Source organism: Subtercola sp. Z020 (assembly GCF_002931235.1).
Lineage (GTDB): Bacteria > Actinomycetota > Actinomycetes > Actinomycetales > Microbacteriaceae > Subtercola.
Genome location: NZ_PSTT01000066.1, coordinates 1 through 16,187, shown reverse-complemented (window position 1 = coordinate 16,187; position 16,187 = coordinate 1). Strand labels below are relative to the sequence as shown.

General features: G+C 70.0%; 15 protein-coding genes. 11 read left to right on the top strand and 4 right to left on the bottom strand.

Annotated features, from left to right (window positions below; all coding sequences use genetic code 11):
* The coding region (locus tag C5B96_RS08425) for a bifunctional 3'-5' exonuclease/DNA polymerase (protein WP_233189091.1) at positions 1-2,050 on the bottom strand (2,050 nt) is incomplete at its 3' end.
* A 155-nt stretch (positions 2,051-2,205) separates the two neighbouring features.
* Between C5B96_RS08425 and efeU the strand changes: the two genes are divergently transcribed.
* Genes efeU through efeB form a run of 3 tightly spaced genes read left to right on the top strand, consistent with a single transcriptional unit; the run spans position 2,206 to position 6,524 of the window.
* Positions 2,206-3,885: an iron uptake transporter permease EfeU gene (efeU, locus tag C5B96_RS17580; RefSeq protein ID WP_199176600.1), complete on the top strand. Its 1,680-nt coding sequence runs from the start codon at positions 2,206-2,208 to the stop codon at positions 3,883-3,885.
* Between the two features lie 56 nt (positions 3,886-3,941).
* A complete protein-coding gene (gene efeO, locus C5B96_RS08415) occupies positions 3,942-5,153 on the top strand; it encodes an iron uptake system protein EfeO (protein ID WP_104244835.1) in 1,212 nt (403 codons plus the stop codon).
* Positions 5,154-6,524, top strand: coding sequence for an iron uptake transporter deferrochelatase/peroxidase subunit (efeB, locus tag C5B96_RS08410; RefSeq protein WP_233189090.1), 1,371 nt, complete (start codon positions 5,154-5,156; stop codon positions 6,522-6,524). It abuts the gene before it with no gap.
* Positions 6,525-6,585: 61 nt separating this feature from the next.
* Here the strand turns inward: efeB and C5B96_RS08405 are convergent, their stop codons facing one another.
* Entirely contained in the window at positions 6,586-7,452 is an 867-nt protein-coding gene (locus C5B96_RS08405) for an EfeM/EfeO family lipoprotein (protein WP_158507143.1), read from the bottom strand.
* 117 nt (positions 7,453-7,569) lie between these two features.
* On the opposite strand from C5B96_RS08405, the gene C5B96_RS08400 reads away from it, so the two are divergent.
* The 4 genes from C5B96_RS08400 to C5B96_RS08385 are packed head-to-tail and all read left to right on the top strand — an operon-like array spanning position 7,570 to position 10,935.
* On the top strand, positions 7,570-8,079 hold the full coding sequence (locus tag C5B96_RS08400; protein WP_104244831.1) for a hypothetical protein: 510 nt from the start codon (positions 7,570-7,572) through the stop codon (positions 8,077-8,079).
* Between the two features lie 36 nt (positions 8,080-8,115).
* Entirely contained in the window at positions 8,116-8,442 is a 327-nt protein-coding gene (fdxA, locus tag C5B96_RS08395) for a ferredoxin (protein ID WP_104244829.1), read from the top strand.
* 3 nt (positions 8,443-8,445) lie between these two features.
* Positions 8,446-9,579: a succinyldiaminopimelate transaminase gene (dapC, locus tag C5B96_RS08390; RefSeq protein ID WP_104244827.1), complete on the top strand. Its 1,134-nt coding sequence runs from the start codon at positions 8,446-8,448 to the stop codon at positions 9,577-9,579.
* A gap of 30 nt (positions 9,580-9,609) precedes the next feature.
* Positions 9,610-10,935 carry a citrate synthase gene (locus tag C5B96_RS08385; RefSeq protein ID WP_199176599.1) on the top strand — a complete coding sequence of 442 codons (1,326 nt, stop codon included), beginning with the start codon at positions 9,610-9,612 and terminating at the stop codon, positions 10,933-10,935.
* 97 nt (positions 10,936-11,032) lie between these two features.
* Here the strand turns inward: C5B96_RS08385 and dapD are convergent, their stop codons facing one another.
* Positions 11,033-12,001, bottom strand: coding sequence for a 2,3,4,5-tetrahydropyridine-2,6-dicarboxylate N-succinyltransferase (gene dapD / locus C5B96_RS08380; RefSeq protein WP_104244825.1), 969 nt, complete (start codon positions 11,999-12,001; stop codon positions 11,033-11,035).
* A 93-nt stretch (positions 12,002-12,094) separates the two neighbouring features.
* Between dapD and dapE the strand changes: the two genes are divergently transcribed.
* From dapE to C5B96_RS08365, 3 genes are all read left to right on the top strand, one after another.
* Complete coding sequence (gene dapE, locus C5B96_RS08375; RefSeq protein ID WP_104244823.1) at positions 12,095-13,195, top strand: succinyl-diaminopimelate desuccinylase; 1,101 nt, start codon at positions 12,095-12,097, stop codon at positions 13,193-13,195.
* A complete protein-coding gene (locus tag C5B96_RS08370; protein ID WP_233189089.1) occupies positions 13,174-14,406 on the top strand; it encodes a hypothetical protein in 1,233 nt (410 codons plus the stop codon). The genes dapE and C5B96_RS08370 overlap by 22 nt, the downstream gene beginning before the upstream one ends.
* 93 nt (positions 14,407-14,499) lie before the next feature.
* The gene (locus C5B96_RS08365; protein WP_104244821.1) at positions 14,500-14,673 is read left to right on the top strand and encodes a DUF3117 domain-containing protein; all 174 of its coding nucleotides are present in this window, start codon (positions 14,500-14,502) and stop codon (positions 14,671-14,673) included.
* 110 nt (positions 14,674-14,783) lie between these two features.
* Here C5B96_RS08365 and C5B96_RS08360 read toward each other — a convergent pair whose 3' ends face one another.
* Positions 14,784-15,413, bottom strand: coding sequence for an O-methyltransferase (locus C5B96_RS08360; RefSeq protein WP_104244819.1), 630 nt, complete (start codon positions 15,411-15,413; stop codon positions 14,784-14,786).
* 92 nt (positions 15,414-15,505) lie between these two features.
* Here C5B96_RS08360 and C5B96_RS18110 point away from each other — a divergent pair, with 92 nt between their 5' ends.
* Positions 15,506-16,087, top strand: coding sequence for a hypothetical protein (locus C5B96_RS18110; protein ID WP_369826458.1), 582 nt, complete (start codon positions 15,506-15,508; stop codon positions 16,085-16,087).
* Positions 16,088-16,187: the final 100 nt, after the last annotated feature.

Below are 16,187 nucleotides of genomic sequence, written 5' to 3'. Positions count from 1 at the left end.
GCGACGGGGTGGGGGTGGTGATTGGTCGGACGCTCCGACCGGCGGACTGCAGTTCGGCTAGGCGGGCGGCCATGGCGGCGACGGGGTCGGCCGCCTTGAAGGGGGAGTCGGCTGCCTTGCGGCGCTCGCGCTCGGCGATCTCCGCCTCGATGGCCGCGATGCGGGCGGTTTCCCGGTCTGCCGGCGAGAGGTCGGCGGCGCCGTCGGCACCTGCGGTGGCCTCGGCGCTGGCGGTCGTGGGTGCGGGGGCTGCGGCCTCCGCAGTGGCGGCGCTTGGGAGTGCGTCTCCGCTCTCGGGTCGTGGCGTGGCGGTGGCGGTGGCGGTGCGCGGGCCATAGGCGTAGGCGTCGTCGTCTGGCGCAGCACGGACGGCGCCGCTGTCGAGGGCGCTGCCGTCGTCATTCAGGGCGCCGCCGCCGTCGTGGAGGGCGGCGACGTCGAGCGCGTCGACGTCGGGGTCGGCGGGGGCCAGCGCGGCTAGGCGGCGGCGGAGGTCGGCCAGCCAGCAGAGGGCCCAGTCGGCGGCGCTGGCCTGCACGACGAAGTTGCGGGTGAAGCGGCCCCAGTCGCGGGCCTCGCGGCGCGCCTGCTGCTGGAGGCGCTCGTCGGGGGTGCCCTCGCGGGCCGCAGCCTGCAGCTCGAACCACTGCTCGCCGGGGCGCGGCGCGCTGCGGCCGAGGCGCGATGTGACGGCCTCGCCCCGCTCGCCGGCCCGTGCGGCGTTCTCGACGTAGGCGAGCGCGGTCGGGAAGGCGCGGGCCAGCCGCGGGAGCAGGCGCCCGCTTTCGCCCGAGGTGGCGCCGTACATCGCCCCGAGCATGGCGACCTTGGCTTCGGCGCGCGTCTGCACGGCGCCGCTCGAGACGATGCCGGCATAGAGGTCGGTGCCGCGGCCGGCCTCCGCCATCACGGTGTCGGCCGAGATTCCGGCGAGGATGCGCGGCTCGAGCTGGGCGGCATCGGCGACGACCAGGCTCCAGCCGTCGTCGGCGGTGACCGCCCGGCGAACCTGCTTCGGCAGCTGCAGGGCCCCGCCGCCGCGCGTCGCCCAGCGCCCCGACACCACCCCGCCCGGCACGTAGTCGGGGAAGAAGCGGCCGTCGGTGACCCAGGACTCCATCCACGACCATCCGTTGGCCGTCAGCAGGCGAACGAGCTTCTTGTATTCGAGAAGGGGGGCGACGACGGGATGATCGACGCCTTTCAACTCCCACGACCGGGTGGTCGTGACGCCGAGCCCGGCCCCCTGCAGGGCGCGCAGCAGCTCCTGGGGGGAGTCGGGGTTCAGCCGGGGCGCATCGAGGGCGCGTCGGATGGCGCCCGCGAGCTCATCGAGCCGCGCCGGACGCTGCCCCGCCGCCACCCGCGGCCCGAGCAGTTCGGTGAGCAGCTGGTCGTGCAGGTCTTCGCGCCACGGCAGCCCAGCGTGCGACATCTCGGCGGCGACGAGGGCGCCGGCCGACTCCGCAGCGACCAGCAACCGCAGCCGGTTGGGCTCGGTGGCGCTGCGGATGGCGTCGAGCTGCAGGGCGAGCTCGGCGACGGTGCGTTCTGCGAGGGCCTCCTGTTCGGCGGCAGCGTCAGCGCCCGGATCGCCGGTGGTTCGCGTCGCCACCGACGCGTCGAACTCGAATGGCACGGGACCGCTCTGCTGCCCATCGACGGAAGCGGAGGCGGAAGCATCAGAGCCAAGCGAAGGCGCCGGCCCATCCCACTCGCCCCGCGGCGACGCAGCCAGTGCCGACCCCGCCGACAGAGCCGACCCCCGCAGGATCGCCCGCGTCAACCGCAGGTCGTGGCACCGGTCGACCCGCACCCCGCGCGCGAGCAGCCAGCCGTAGTGGGTCGCCGTGTCGGCCCACACCCACCGCGGGTTCTCGAGCTCCAGCGCCTCGACGGCCTCGACGAGGTCGCCGCCCGCAAGGAGCTGCGGCGGCTCGTCGGGGTCGGCCACGCCGCTGTCGTCGAGCGACGTGAGGGTGGCGAGGCCGGCGGTTGTTCCGGAGATGATGACGTACACAGCATCCATTGTCGCCGCTGCCGCAGACATCCCGGGGCGCCTCGCGGCACCCTGTGGAGAACGGGCCGAATACGCAGCGGGGGAGGAGAAGTCCACAGAAAAAGACCGGGCAGGTCACCCTAACTAAGTGTAGGCTTACCTTCGTTCTGCCGCCCGGCGAGCACCCCCACCTGGAGCATCCCCCCGTGCTAGCAACGTTCGTCATCGGCCTTCGCGAGGGCCTCGAGGCTGCGTTGATCGTCGGCATCATCGCTGCTTTCCTGAAGCGCAACGGCCACTCCCTCAAGTCGATGTGGGTCGGCGTCATCGCCGCCATCGCGCTCAGCATCGGCGTCGGCGTGCTGCTCGAGGCCATCTCTGTCGCCCTCCCGCAGGCCGAACAGGAAGGCATGGAGTCGATCATCGGCGCCGTGGCCGTCGTCATGGTCACCGTGATGATCGTCTGGATGTCGAAGCACGCCCGCAACATGCGCCACGAGCTCGAAGAGGTCGCTGGCGACGCTCTCGCCCGCGGCTCGGTCGCCGCGCTCGCCCTGATGGCGTTCCTCGCCGTGCTCCGCGAGGGATTCGAGACCAGCGTCTTCCTGCTCGCCGCGTTCCAGTCGTCGGTCAGCCCCCTCATCGCCGGGGCCGGCGCCGTGATCGGCCTGCTGCTCGCCGTGCTGATCGGCTACGCCATCTACCGCGGCGGCGTGCGCCTGAACCTCGGCCGGTTCTTCACCATCACGGGCGTCTTTCTCGTCTTCGTCGCCGCGGGCCTCGTCATGAGCGCCCTCCGCACCGCCCACGAGGCCGGCTGGATCGTCATCGGCCAGGCCACGACGGTCGACCTCTCGTGGCTCGCGCCGGCCGGCTCGGTGCAGGCGGCGCTCGTCACGGGAGTGCTCGGCATCCCGGCCGATCCCCGCGTGATCGAGGTGCTCGGCTGGCTGCTCTACCTCGTCCCGGTGCTGCTCTTCGTGCTGTGGCCGAACTCCCTGCGGCCGGGCGTGCGTGCCTACCGGGTGCAGTTCGGGCTCGCAGCCGCTGCCGTCGTCTCAGCCGTCGTGCTGCTCGTCGCCGTGCCGGCTGCGGGCGCAGCATCCCTGCCCGCCGGCCCCAGCGCGATCACCGCCGCAGACGGCCGCCAGATCGGTACCACAGAGCTCGTCGCGACCCCGACCGGCTTCACCCTCAGCTCGAGGGTTCTGAATCAGCGGGTGACGACGGCGCTCGACGACGCGGCGGCCACCACAGAGACGCATGAGGGTCTGGATGCCCGTGCCTGGTCCGTGCAGACGCAGACCGACCCGACGGGCCTTCCCTCCACCGTCTCGCTCGACGAGATCGCGGTGCTGAACGGCGGCCGCACCCCGGTCGGCGTCAACCGCACCCAGAACCCCGGCCCGTTCGACGCGGTCTGGCAGGTCACCCTGAACCAGCGCGTCTGGGCGGTCGGCGACACTCTGCTCGACGCCACGAGCGAGTCGATCACGACCCTCACGATCTCGGGTGGCGGCCTCACCGCTGACCGCACAGTCACCGTGAGCGGCGGCGACACCGCTCCCGAGTCGCTGTCGTGGGCTCTGGATGCCGCGCAGAGCGACCTCGTGGCCGGAGCCCTGCTCGAAGCGCGGTCGGCGGCCGAAGAGGCGGCACTCTTCCGTATCTACCTGCCGCTCGCGCTGGCGATCGCGGCCGTCGTGCTCACGGCGTTCGGAGCCCGTGGCCTCCGCTCCGCCCGTCGGGGCACCCCGGCCGGGCCCACCCCCGCCGCACCCAACGGGGCGACAGCCGAACCCGCCACGACGGCCACGACTGCCGCGCCCACCACCACCACGGCAACCGCGACCCCCGACCCCGAACCCGTTCCCGCGCACCGCTGACATCCCGACAGCCGAGCGCCCGCAGCATCCGCAGAACCAGAAGGAGCCCTTCCCAGATGACCCCGTCACGCACCAGCCCGGCCCGCAGCCGCGCGACCCTCTTCGCACTCACCGGCCTTGCCGCAGCGAGCATGCTGCTCGCCGGCTGCTCGAGCCCCGCCTCCACGGCCGGCAGCACCACGGCCGCGGCCGACGGAGCCGCGCCCGTCTCGAACGGAGCCGCCCAGGTGAAGGTCACGCTGACGGGCAACGACTGCACGACGGACTACTCCAGCGCCCCGTCGGGCCCGGTGACGTTCGAGATCACGAACACCGACGCCGCCGGCCTCAGCGAGGTCGAGCTGATGAGCGACAAGCGCATTCTGGGCGAGCGCGAGAACATCGTCGCCGGTCTGCAGGCCTCCTCTTTCACCGTCACCCTGACCGGCGGGACGTACCAGCTCAACTGCCCGGGCGCCACGACCGAGAACAGCGACTTCACCGTGATCGGCGACGCGACGACGGCTCCGAGTGACGTGCAGGGCCAGCTCGCAGAGGGCACCGTCGGGTACGGCACCTACGTCGAGGGCCAGGCCTCGAACCTGGTCGATGCCGTCGCGACTCTGGATGCCGCGGTGCAGGCCGGTGACGTGACCGCGGCCCAGGCCGCCTACGCCGCTGCGCGCCCGTTCTACGAGCGCATCGAGCCCGTCGCCGAGAGCTTCGCCGACCTCGACCCCGAGATCGACGCCCGCGTCGCCGACGTCGAGCCGGGCACCGAATGGACCGGATTCCACCCCATCGAGAAGGACATCTTCGAGACCGGTGCGATCACCGACTCCACGAAGGCCCTCAGCACGAAGCTGGTCGCCGACATCGCCCAGCTGCAGACCCTCACGACCGGCCTGACCTACAAGCCCGAGGAGCTCGCGAACGGCGCCTCGAGCCTGCTCGAAGAGGTGCAGAGCTCGAAGATCACCGGCGAGGAGGAGGCGTACAGCCACATCGACCTCGTCGACTTCGTGGCGAACGTCGAAGGCTCCGAGCAGGCGTTCGAATTCCTGAAGCCCGCCCTCACCACGATCGACCCCGACCTCACCTCGTCGATCAGCGCCGAGTTCACGTCGGTCGACGCCATGCTCGCGACGTACAAAGACAGCGCAGCGCCCGGCGGCTACAAGCTGTACGACGAAGCGCTCCGTACCTCTGACGCGCCGAAGCTGACCCAGGCCATCCAGGCACTGCAGGCGCCGCTGGCCCAGATCAGTGAAAAGGTGGCGACCGCCTAAGTGGCCCGCGAACACGAAGCCCGCGAACACGAAGCCCGCGAGAACGGCGCAGGCCGTGATAACGGCGAAGCCCGCGAGAACGGCGCAGCGACCGGGAAAGACGACCAGGGAACCCGCGGCGGCATCTCCCGCCGTGCGTTCTTCGGCGGCGCCGTCGCCAGCGCTGCGGCCGGCGCCGCGATCGGCGTCACGACCACCGGGCTGACCGGCCAGGCCGTCGCCGGCGCCCCGGCGTCGGGCCAGCCCGGGTCATCGACCCCCGCCGATGAGACGTATGCGTTCTACGGGGAGCACCAGGCGGGCATCCGCACACCTCCTCAGGACCACCTCGTGTTCATGGTCTTCGACGTGACCACCACGTCGGCCAGCGAACTGCAGGTGATGCTCGCCAAGTGGTCGGCAGCGATCGCGCAGTACACGTCGGGCCTCGCGGTCGGAGCCGTCGAGCCCGAGCGCGAGCTCGCGGTGCCGGGCGACACCGGCGAGGCAGAGGGCATGGGCGCGAACCAGCTGACCGTGACGGTCGGCTTCGCGCCGTCGATGTTCGACGGCCGGTTCGGCTGGGCGAAGTACAAGCCGGCTGCGCTGAACGACCTGCCGGCCTTCGCGAGCGACGCGCTGACCCCGCAGTTCACGGGAGGCGACATCTGCGTGCAGGCCTGCGCGAGCGATCCGCAGGTGGCGTACCACGCGATCCGCAACCTCGCGCGCATGGCCCGTACCACGGCCACCACCCGGTGGACCGTGCAGGGCTTCGGCCGGGCATCCAGAAGCGCAGACCAGGCCACGCCCCGCAACCTGATGGGCTTCAAAGACGGAACCCGCAACATCGTGAGCGACGACGACTTCGCCCAGCAGGTGTGGGTCGGCGCAGACAGCGACCAGCAGTGGATGACCGGCGGCAGCTACCTCGTGGCCCGCAAGATCCACATGCTGATCGAGACGTGGGACACCGACTACATCGGCGACCAGCACGCGGTCTTCGGGCGCACCAAGCTGGAGGGCGCGCCGCTGACCGGCACGGCCGAGTTCGACACCCCCGATTTCGCCGCGACGGGCGCCGACGGCAACCCCGTCATCCCGGCGAATGCACACGTGGCACTGGCTGCGCACGAGAACAACAACGGCACCAAGATCCTCCGTCGGGGCTACAACTTCACCGATGGCATCGACAGTGTGGGGCGACTGGATGCCGGACTGATGTTCATCAGCTACCAGCGCGATCCGCAGCAGTTCATCGCGCTGCAGCAGAAGCTCGGGCGCATGGACCGGCTGAACGAGTACATCCGCCACGTCGGATCGGGCGTCTTCGCCGTGCCGCCGGGCCTCTCCGCCGCCGGTGATTATTTCGGCAAGGCGCTGTTCGAGTAACGGGGCGGTGCGCCGCGCTGGGGGCGGGCGGCTGTTCAAGCGGACCACTCAGGCCAACCGCTCAGTCAGTCAGCGTGCCCGGCACCTCGCCGAGCGACTCGGTGAGGTCGGCGACCGCCGAGGCCAACGACGCCCGCTGGGCCTCGTCGAGCGTGTCGAAGCCGGGGAACGCCACGCCGGTGCGCAGCGTGTTCAGTTCAGCTTCGACTGCGTCGAACCGGTGGTCGAGCGTCGTCGCGAGGGCAGCGTTCTCGGTGACGAGAATGGGTCGGAGCCCGGAGAACACCTCCCGCGAACTGTCGACATGGGCCTGGAGGTCGTAGAGATCGGTGTGTGAAGCGGGCTCTGCGGAGCCTGAGGCCGCCGCCGTGGCACGCCCGGCCATCAGCGCGGCCACACCGGCCGCCTGCTCGTCGACCGAGGGGCGGAGACCGGCCACGGCACGTTCCAGCGCAGCGGTGTCGGCGTTCAGAGCCGCCCCCACCGCGCTGCGGTCGACTCCGGATGCTCCGCCGAACAGGTCGGCCTCGGCCGCGTGCCAGCCGGTGCCCGGCCCGTCGAGGGCGGCATCCAGTTCAGCGAACGAGGGCGCTGCCGCCAGCATCCTGTTGTAGAAGGAGCGCGTGGGGGCGTACAGCGCCCGCGCCAACTCGTCGTCTCCCGCCTCGTAGGCCGCCACGAAGTCGCTCGTGCCGGCCGTGAGGCGCACCGACTGCTGGTGCAGGTAGGCCCCGAAGTCGGCCGACGAAAGGCCCAGCTGGCGCGTGATGAAGGCGGCCTGGCTGAGCGGTTTGGCGGCTGCCGCAGCGGCGGCCTCGCCGGGACTCGAGGCGCACCCCGACAGCGCGAGCACGGGCACCAGCACCAGCGCGACGGCCGCCCCGCCGAGCGCGCGTCGCGACCGGGTGGAGAGGGAATGGTGGTGCACGAACGGACTCCGTCGGTGATCGGGGTGCTGATGGAACACGACGCCTTCGTCCTGTGCAACGCTAACAGCGTTCAGGTTGGTTGCGTACATTGGTGCCCACAACGAAAGGCGATTGTGATGTCAGACACCCACGCTCCCGAGGCGCCGGCACCCACGCCGACCGGAGGGCCCGACCAGGCCACAGGGCCCGACCAGGCCACAGGGCCCGACCAGCCCGGAGTGCCCGACCAGCTCGCCGAGCAGCCGGTCGGCGAATCGCTCGTCGTGCGGGTCGCCAGCTGGATCATCGGGCTGCTGCTCGGCGTCGTCTTCGGCATGCTCGGAACGGTCGTGCACCAGTCGACCGTCAGCTTCTTCGGCCTGTTCGACCTGCCGATCGGTCTCATTCTCGCGATCGCCTCCGTCGTCTTCCTCCTCGTGGGCCTCCGGCTCATCCTGCCGACCCGCCTGCTCGCGTTCCTGGCGGCACTCGGCCTCGTCGGCATCGTCGCCGTGCTCACGCTGCCGAGCCCCGGCGGCTCCATCCTCGTGCCGGCCGACGAGCACGGTTACGGCTACACGTGGACGTTCGCGCCCACCGTGGTGGCGATCATCGTGCTGGCCTGGCCGAAGCTCCGCCGCCGTTAGAATGGAAGCTGCTCGTTTCGGAAGGATCTCACCACCGTGACCTATGTCATCGCTCTGCCGTGTGTCGACGTCAAAGACCGCGCGTGCATCGACGAGTGCCCCGTCGACTGCATCTACGAAGGTGAACGGTCGCTCTACATCCACCCCGACGAATGCGTCGACTGCGGTGCGTGCGAGCCGGTGTGCCCCGTCGAGGCCATCTACTACGAAGACGACCTGCCCGAAGAGTGGGCCGACTACTACAAGGCGAACGTCGAGTTCTTCACCGACATCGGCTCGCCGGGTGGTGCGGCCAAGGTCGGCGTCATCGCGAAGGACCACCCCGTCATCTCGGCCCTCCCGCCGCAGGCGACGCACGCCTGACCGGTGGCCCTCGGCTCCCTCCCCGACTACCCGTGGGATGCGATGACGCCCTTCGCCGACACGGCGAGGGCGCACCCGGGCGGCATCGTCGACCTCTCCATCGGGTCACCGGTCGACCCCACGCCGCCGGTGCTGCGTGAGGCGCTCGCCGCGGCGACGGATGCCCACTCCTACCCTGCGACGGCCGGCACCCCCGAGCTGCAGAACGCGATCGCGTCGTGGTTCGCCCGCCGGCGCGGTGTCGCCGGCCTGAGCCCCGCCCAGGTGCTGCCGACCATCGGCTCGAAGGAGCTCGTCGCCTGGCTGCCCTTCATGCTCGGTCTCGGCGAGGGCGATGTCGTCGTGCATCCGCGGGCCGCGTACCCGACCTACGAGATCGGTGCGACGATCGCCGGTGCACGCTCCGTGGCCGCCGACGACCCGGCAGACTGGCCGGCCGAGACGAAGCTGGTCTGGCTGAATTCGCCGGGCAACCCCGACGGGGCGGTTCTGGATGTCGCGGGCCTCGCCCGCGCGGTGGCCCGCGCCCGTGAGCTCGGCGCTGTCATCGCGAACGACGAGTGCTACGCCGAGCTGGGCTGGGAGGGGGAGTGGGCCGACCAGCGTGTGCCGAGCATCCTCGACCCCCGTGTCGTGGGCCTCGACGGCGGAGTCCCCGACACGTCGGGTGTGCTCGCGGTCTACTCGCTCAGCAAGCAGTCGAACCTCGCCGGCTACCGTGCCGCCTTCGTGGCGGGCGACGAGGTGCTCATCGCGCGTCTGCTCACCGTGCGGAAGCACACCGGCATGATGCCGCCCGCGCCCGTGCAGAGGGTGATGGTGACCGCGCTCGGCGACGACGAACACGTCGACGAGCAGAAGGAGCGCTACCGGGTTCGCCGCGGCATCCTGAAGCCGGCGCTCGAGCAGTACGGCTTTCGCATCGACCGCAGCGAGGCGGGGCTCTACCTCTGGGCGACGGAGGGGCGGGATGCGTGGCAGAGCATCGAAGACCTCGCAGGGCTCGGCATTCTGGCCGGGCCGGGGCCCTTCTACGGCGACCACTTCACCCGCCACGTGCGGTTCTCGCTGACGGCGACCGACGAGCGTATCGCTGCGGCCGCCGAACGGTTGCGCTCCCGCCGTGCTTTAGGCTGAGAAGGTAAACACGAATCTCGAGGAGGCGCCGTGGGCGACACCGATCAGGCTGCAGGCACCGATTCGACTGCCGACATCGAGCAGAAGGCGACCCTCAGCTTTCCCGGTGGCACCGCTGAGTTCCCGATCCTGAAGAGCGTCGACGGCGCGTCGGCGGTCGACATCTCGACCTTCACCAAGCAGACCGGCCTGACCACTCTCGACTACGGCTTCGTCAACACGTCGGCCACCCGGTCGAACATCACCTACATCGACGGTGACAAGGGCATCCTGCGCTACCGCGGGTACCCGATCGACCAGATCGCCGAGAACTCGACCTACCTCGAGACGGCCTGGCTGCTGATCTACGGCGAGCTGCCGACGGCCGACCAGCTCGAGAAGTTCGACACCGAGATCCGCCACCACACTCTGCTGCACGAAGACCTGAAGCGCTTCTTCGACGCGCTGCCGCACAACGCCCACCCGATGTCGGTGCTCTCGGCCGGCATCTCGGCGCTGTCGACCTACTACCAGGACTCGCTCGACCCGCGGAACCCCGAGCACGTCGAGATCTCGACCATCCGTCTGCTGGCGAAGCTGCCGGTGATGGCGGCGTACGCGCACAAGAAGAGCCTCGGGCAGGCGTTCCTCTACCCCGACAACTCGCTCAGCTTCATCGACAACTTCCTGCGGCTGAACTTCGGCACGATGGCCGAGCCCTACGAGATCGACCCGGTGCTGTCGAAGGCGCTGGAGCGGCTGCTCATCCTGCACGAAGACCACGAGCAGAACGCGTCGACGTCGACCGTGCGGCTCGTCGGGTCGACGGAGGCGAACATGTTCGCCTCAATCTCCGCGGGCATCAACGCGCTCTACGGTCCGCTGCACGGCGGCGCGAACGAGGCCGTGCTCACCATGCTCGCGCAGATCCGCGACTCGGGTGAGGGTGTGGAGAAGTTCGTCGAGCGGGTGAAGAACAAGGAGGCGGGCATCCGTCTCATGGGCTTCGGGCACCGCGTCTACAAGAACTACGACCCGCGCGCGAAGCTCGTGAAGGAGGCGGCCGACGAGGTTCTGGCCGCCCTCGGGGTGAAAGACGACCTGCTCGACATCGCCAAGGAGCTCGAGGCGATCGCGCTGGCCGACGACTACTTCATCAGCCGTCGCCTGTACCCGAACGTCGACTTCTACACGGGCGTCATCTACAAGGCGATGGGCTTCCCGACGCGCATGTTCACGGTGCTCTTCGCGATCGGCCGGCTGCCCGGCTGGATCGCACACTGGCGCGAGATGCAGACCGACCCGGCCACCAAGATCGGCCGCCCGCAGCAGCTCTACCTGGGCAGCCCCGAGCGCCAGTGGCCCGCTGACCGCTGACCCCCGCCTGCCTGCCTCGGTGAGACCGACAGCTGCGGGTGAGACCGACATGTCTGCGTTTCGGTCTCGCCCGCACCTGTCGGTCTCGCGGTCGGGGTCAGGCGTGCAGGGTGTCGTTGAGGGTGACGCCGGCGCCGGCGCGGGGCACCGCCTCGACCGCGCCCGTGAGGGAGTTGCGGCGGAAGAGCAGGTTCGCGCGGCCCGAGAGCTCCACGGCCTTCACGCTCGGCGTGCTCCCGTCGGGGCGGGCGGCGGCGCCCACGAGGTACACCTTCGTGCCCGCCGTGACGTAGAGCCCCGCCTCGACGACGCTGTCGTCACCGATCGAGATTCCGATCCCCGAGTTCGCGCCCAGCAGGGCTCGCTCTCCGATCGAGACGCGCTGGGTTCCGCCGCCGGACAGCGTGCCCATGATGGATGCCCCGCCCCCGACATCCGACCCGTCACCGACCACGACGCCCTGCGAGATGCGGCCTTCGACCATCGAGGCGCCGAGGGTTCCGGCATTGAAGTTCACGAACCCCTCGTGCATCACCGTGGTACCCGGAGCGAGGTGGGCACCGAGGCGCACGCGCGAGGCGTCGGCGATGCGTACCCGGTCGGGGCTCACGTAGTCGAGCAGGCGCGGGAACTTGTCGATGCCGTGGGCGGCGATGCCGTGTCGCTGCAGTGAGGGTCGCAGCCGGTCGAAGTCGGCGGGCAGCACCGGGCCGGCGTTCGTCCACACCGTGATCGGCAGGTGGCCGAAGAGACCGTCGAGGTTCAGCGTGTTCGGAGCCACGAGCAGGTGCGAGAGCAGGTGCAGCCGGAGGTACGCGTCGGAGGTCGACGCTGGCGGGTCGGCCAGGGCGATCTGCGTCGTGACGACCTCAGTGCGCACGTTCCGCCGGGCATCCGGAGCCGCCTCGTTCGCGAGCTCGGCGGGCACCTCGCCCTCCGCCCCTGCTTCAGTGAGCGTGCCGAGCCGGGGTGCCGGGTACCAGGTGTCGAGTACGGTGCCGTCGGCGGCGATCGTGGCGAGGCCATGGCCCCAGGCGTGGGTCGGCAGGGAGTCGTTCGAGGTCATGGCTCAAGGGTAGCGGCGGTCTGCGGTTGGGTGACTTCGGCGGGCGATCGGCGGCTCACAGCGGGAGACCAGCGGCTCCCATAAACTGATCGCATGCCGGAGCCTCTCGCCACGATCATCCCGCTCGACCTGGGGGCCTCGTCGATCGAGCTCACCCGCCAGCTCGTCGACATCCACTCGGTGTCGGGCGACGAGGGGCCGCTCGCCGACGCGATCGTCGCCAGCCTCGCGGATGCCCGGCACCTCGAGATCATCCGCGACGGTGACACGGTGGTGGCCCGCACCACCCTGGGGCGCCCGCAGCGCGTGGTGATCGCCGGTCACATCGACGTGGTGCCCGAGAACGACAACGTACCGAGCCGGTTCGAGACGGTCGACGGTGAGGAGTACCTCTGGGGCCGGGGCACGGTGGACATGAAGGCCGGCGTGGCCGTGCAGCTGAAGCTCGCCGCAGAACTCAGCGACCCTCGCGTCGACATCACCTGGATGTGGTACGACCACGAGGAGGTCTCTGCGGCCCTCAACGGCCTCGGCCGCCTCGCCGCGAACCGGCCCGACCTGTTCGTGGGAGACTTCTCCATTCTCGGGGAGCCCTCGAACAGCCAGATCGAGGGCGGCTGCAACGGCAACCTGCGGATCGAGGTGCGGGCCTTCGGAAAGCGCTCGCACTCGGCCCGGGGCTGGGTGGGGTCGAACGCCATCCACAAGCTCGCACCGGTTCTCGACACGCTCGCGGCCTACGAGGCGCGGGAGGTCGAGGTCGACGGCCTGGTCTACCGCGAGGGGCTGAACGCCGTCGGCATCAGCGGGGGAGTCGCGGGCAACGTCATTCCCGACGAGGCCATGGTGCACATCAACTACCGGTTCGCGCCGAACCGGTCGGGCGACGAGGCGATCGCGCACATGCACGAACTGTTCGGTGACTTCGAGATCACGGTGGTCGACCTCGCCGAGGGCGCGCGGCCCGGCCTCGACGCTCCCCTCGCCCAGGAGTTCCTGGCCGCTGTCGGCGGCGAGGCGAAGCCCAAGTACGGCTGGACGGATGTCGCCCGGTTCTCGGCCCTCGGCATTCCTTCGGTGAACTTCGGGCCGGGCGACCCCATGAAGGCGCACGCCGACGACGAGCGGGTACGGCTCTCGCAGATCACCTCGTGCGAGAACGCGCTTCGCCTGTGGTTGTCGACGGCGCGGTGACCGCGACCCTCGCGGAGCCCGAGAGCCCGCCCCTCCCGCGCTGGCGACGGTGGTGGTCGTCGTCGTCGGTGACCGTGCTGCTCATCTACGTGGCCGCGCGGTGCGCGACGACGATCATGATGCTGGTGCTGACGAGCGTTCAGGGCAAGAACCCGTGGACGGGTGCGCAACCGAACTACTTCGACTACGCCTCCATCTGGGACGGCACCTGGTACAAGATCATCGCGTACTGGGGCTATCCCAGCCAGCTGCCGCTCGGCACCGACGGTCACATCGGGCAGAACGCCTGGGCGTTCCTGCCCGGCTACCCGTTTCTGATCCGGGGCCTCACCACGGTGACGGGGGTGCCGTGGGAATACCTCACGGTGGTGGTCTCGCTGTTGTTCGGCGCGGGCGCGGCGCTGGTGTTCTACCGGCTGATGCGACTGACGCTGCAGCAGGGCACCGCGATGTTCGCCGTGCTGCTGTTCTGCATCGCCCCGGTGTCGCCGATGTTCCAGGTCGCGTACGCCGAGTCGATGTACCTTTTCCTGCTGATGGTGGCCCTGTACCTGCTGGTGCGACGACAGTATGTGTGGCTGTTCCCCGTCGTGCTGGTCATGTCGTTCACCCGGCCGAGCGGCCTCGCGTTCGCCCTGGCGCTCGGCTTGCACATCGTGCACCGCTGGTGGATCAGGGAGAGGGAGCCGTTCCCGGCGCGGGAGAGGGTGCTGGCGGTCGCGCTGACCGCCTTCAGCATCGTGGTCGGCCTGCTCTGGACGGGGATCGCCTGGGCGGTGACCGGCTACTCGCAGGCCTACACCGAGACCGAGCTCGCCTGGCGGGCGGCCTACATCGGCTACAGCCACCTCGTCCCGTTCGCTTCGTGGATCCAGGGCGGCAACTGGTGGCTCGGTGCGCCCACCGGCGCCGTCGTGGTCGTGCTGCTGGTGGTCGCCTTCGCGCTGTTCATGCTCACGCGCGGGGTGCGGCGCATCCAGATCGACCTGCGCTTCTGGGTGATCGCCTACACGGTGTACCTGCTGGCCGTGTTCTTTCCCCAGTCGAGTGTGTTCCGTCTGCTGATGCCGCTCTTCCCGCTGCTCGGGGTGGTGGCGCTGCCGAAATCGCGCGTCTACCGCGTCGCGATGGTCGTTGTCTTCCTGGCGGCACAGTGGGGCTGGCTACTGCTCTGCTGGGGCGTCGACGGGTCGGACTGGACCCCACCGTGACGAGGCCCGTGTGACGCCTGTGAAGCGTGAGGTTCGAGAACACCTGCCGGATGGACGATAATAGAGGAACGACACCACGGAAGGGGATGCCGCATGGCCGCCATGAAACCCAGGACCGGAGACGGACCGATGGAGGCTGTCAAAGAAGGACGCCTGATCATCGTTCGAGTGCCTCTCGAAGGAGGGGGCAGGCTTGTGGTCTCCGTCAACGACGCAGAGGCTCGTGAGCTGCACGACGCGCTCGCCGGGGTCGTAGCTCCCGCCTAGCCGCTCCGCTCCAACGAAGAAAGCCCCCGCCACGCCTGCTTCTGCAGGTGGCGGGGGCTTTCTTCTGTCTCGGGCTTCGAAGCGGGTTCTGTGTACGAGGGTGCCGCGCGCTAGCCCAGCACCTTCGTGACCTGCAGCAGGCCGTCACCGATGGGGGAGAGCGCTGTGATGACGGCGCTCGACTGGGAGAGTTCGCCGATGAGGGTTCGAAAGTCGGCGACGGTGTCGTCCCGCTGCACCGGATCGGCCACCCGGTCACGCCAGAGGGCGTGCGGCACGACGACGGTGCCGCCCACCCGCACGAGACGGAGGCCGTGCTCGACGTACTCGATGACGGACTCGGGGTCGGCGTCGACGAGCACCAGGTCGTACGATCCCTCGTTCATCCGCGGCAGCACGTCTCGGGCGCGACCGGTGATGAGGCGGATGCGGTTGGCCGCGACGCCCGCAGCGGTGAACGCCGCACGGGCTGCCTGCTGGCGGTCGACCTCGGTGTCGATCGACGTGAGGGTGGCGCTCGGGGCGCCGGCGAACATCCAGAGCCCGGAGACGCCGAACCCGGTGCCGATCTCGACGATCGACCGGGCTGCGGCTGCGCCGGAGAGCACCGCGAGCTGTGCGCCGATACCGGGACTGACCGAGTCGATGCCCTCCTCAGCGGCGCGGGCACGCGCGTCGGCGATGACAGCCGGCTCGGTGACGATGTCTTCGGCGTACTTCCAGTTGGTCTCTTTCGACACGGGTGATGACCTCCGCCTGCCAGCTTAGGCAGCGTTCACCCATCCGGGCTGCATTTGGAGGTGCGAGGCATTTCGTCAAGTAGGGTGTACACATGTTCGGGTTGACGTTCGAGAAGCTGATCATCATCGGGGTCGTCGCCGCTTTCGTGATCGGCCCGGAGCGCCTGCCCCACTACGCCTCCGTGCTGGCCAAGTTCGTGCGGCAGTTGCGCGACTTCACCAACGGCGCGAAGACGCGCATGAAGGAGGAGATGGGCCCCGACTTCGACGAGGTCGAGTGGAAGAAGCTCGACCCGCGGCAGTACGACCCCCGCCGCATCATCCGCGACGCGCTGCTCGAAGACCCGGCCGAGAGCCCGTCGCCGTCTCCCGTGAAGCCGTCTTCGACGATGGCGGCCGGTGCGATGGCGGCCGCCGGTTCGGCCGGCGCTCTCAACCTCGACAAGGATGCGCCGCTCGACCCGCTGGCCGCAGGCCCGGCCGCCGACCCGGGGTTCGACGACGGCCCCGGCGTCTCGCTCTCGGTGCCGTCTTCTGAACCGGGCGCGACGCCCGCACCCGACTACCTCTCGGGGCGCAAGTCCGCCGAGCGGGAGGCGGCTGAGCAGGCGGCCACCGTGGGAGCAGCAGCTCCGACGCTGACCGCCGCCCCCTACGATTCCGAGGCCACCTAGCTGTACTCGGCCATGACGTTGGTGACAGTCGGGGCTTGATTTGAGGAGGACCTCCGGGGCTTAGTGGAGGTATCTGACATCTCTTCAGGCCACGGAGGTC

Bases quoted from the DNA above. Each gene is read 5' to 3' on its own strand.
- C5B96_RS18110 (WP_369826458.1), top strand. From the start codon at position 15,506: ATGTTCGGGTTGACGTTCGAGAAGCTGATCATCATCGGGGTCGTCGCC.
- C5B96_RS08400 (WP_104244831.1), top strand. From the start codon at position 7,570: ATGTCAGACACCCACGCTCCCGAGGCGCCGGCACCCACGCCGACCGGA.
- C5B96_RS08365 (WP_104244821.1), top strand. From the start codon at position 14,500: ATGGCCGCCATGAAACCCAGGACCGGAGACGGACCGATGGAGGCTGTC.
- efeO (WP_104244835.1), top strand. From the start codon at position 3,942: ATGACCCCGTCACGCACCAGCCCGGCCCGCAGCCGCGCGACCCTCTTC.
- dapE (WP_104244823.1), top strand. From the start codon at position 12,095: ATGCCGGAGCCTCTCGCCACGATCATCCCGCTCGACCTGGGGGCCTCG.
- dapD (WP_104244825.1), bottom strand. From the start codon at position 12,001: ATGACCTCGAACGACTCCCTGCCGACCCACGCCTGGGGCCATGGCCTC.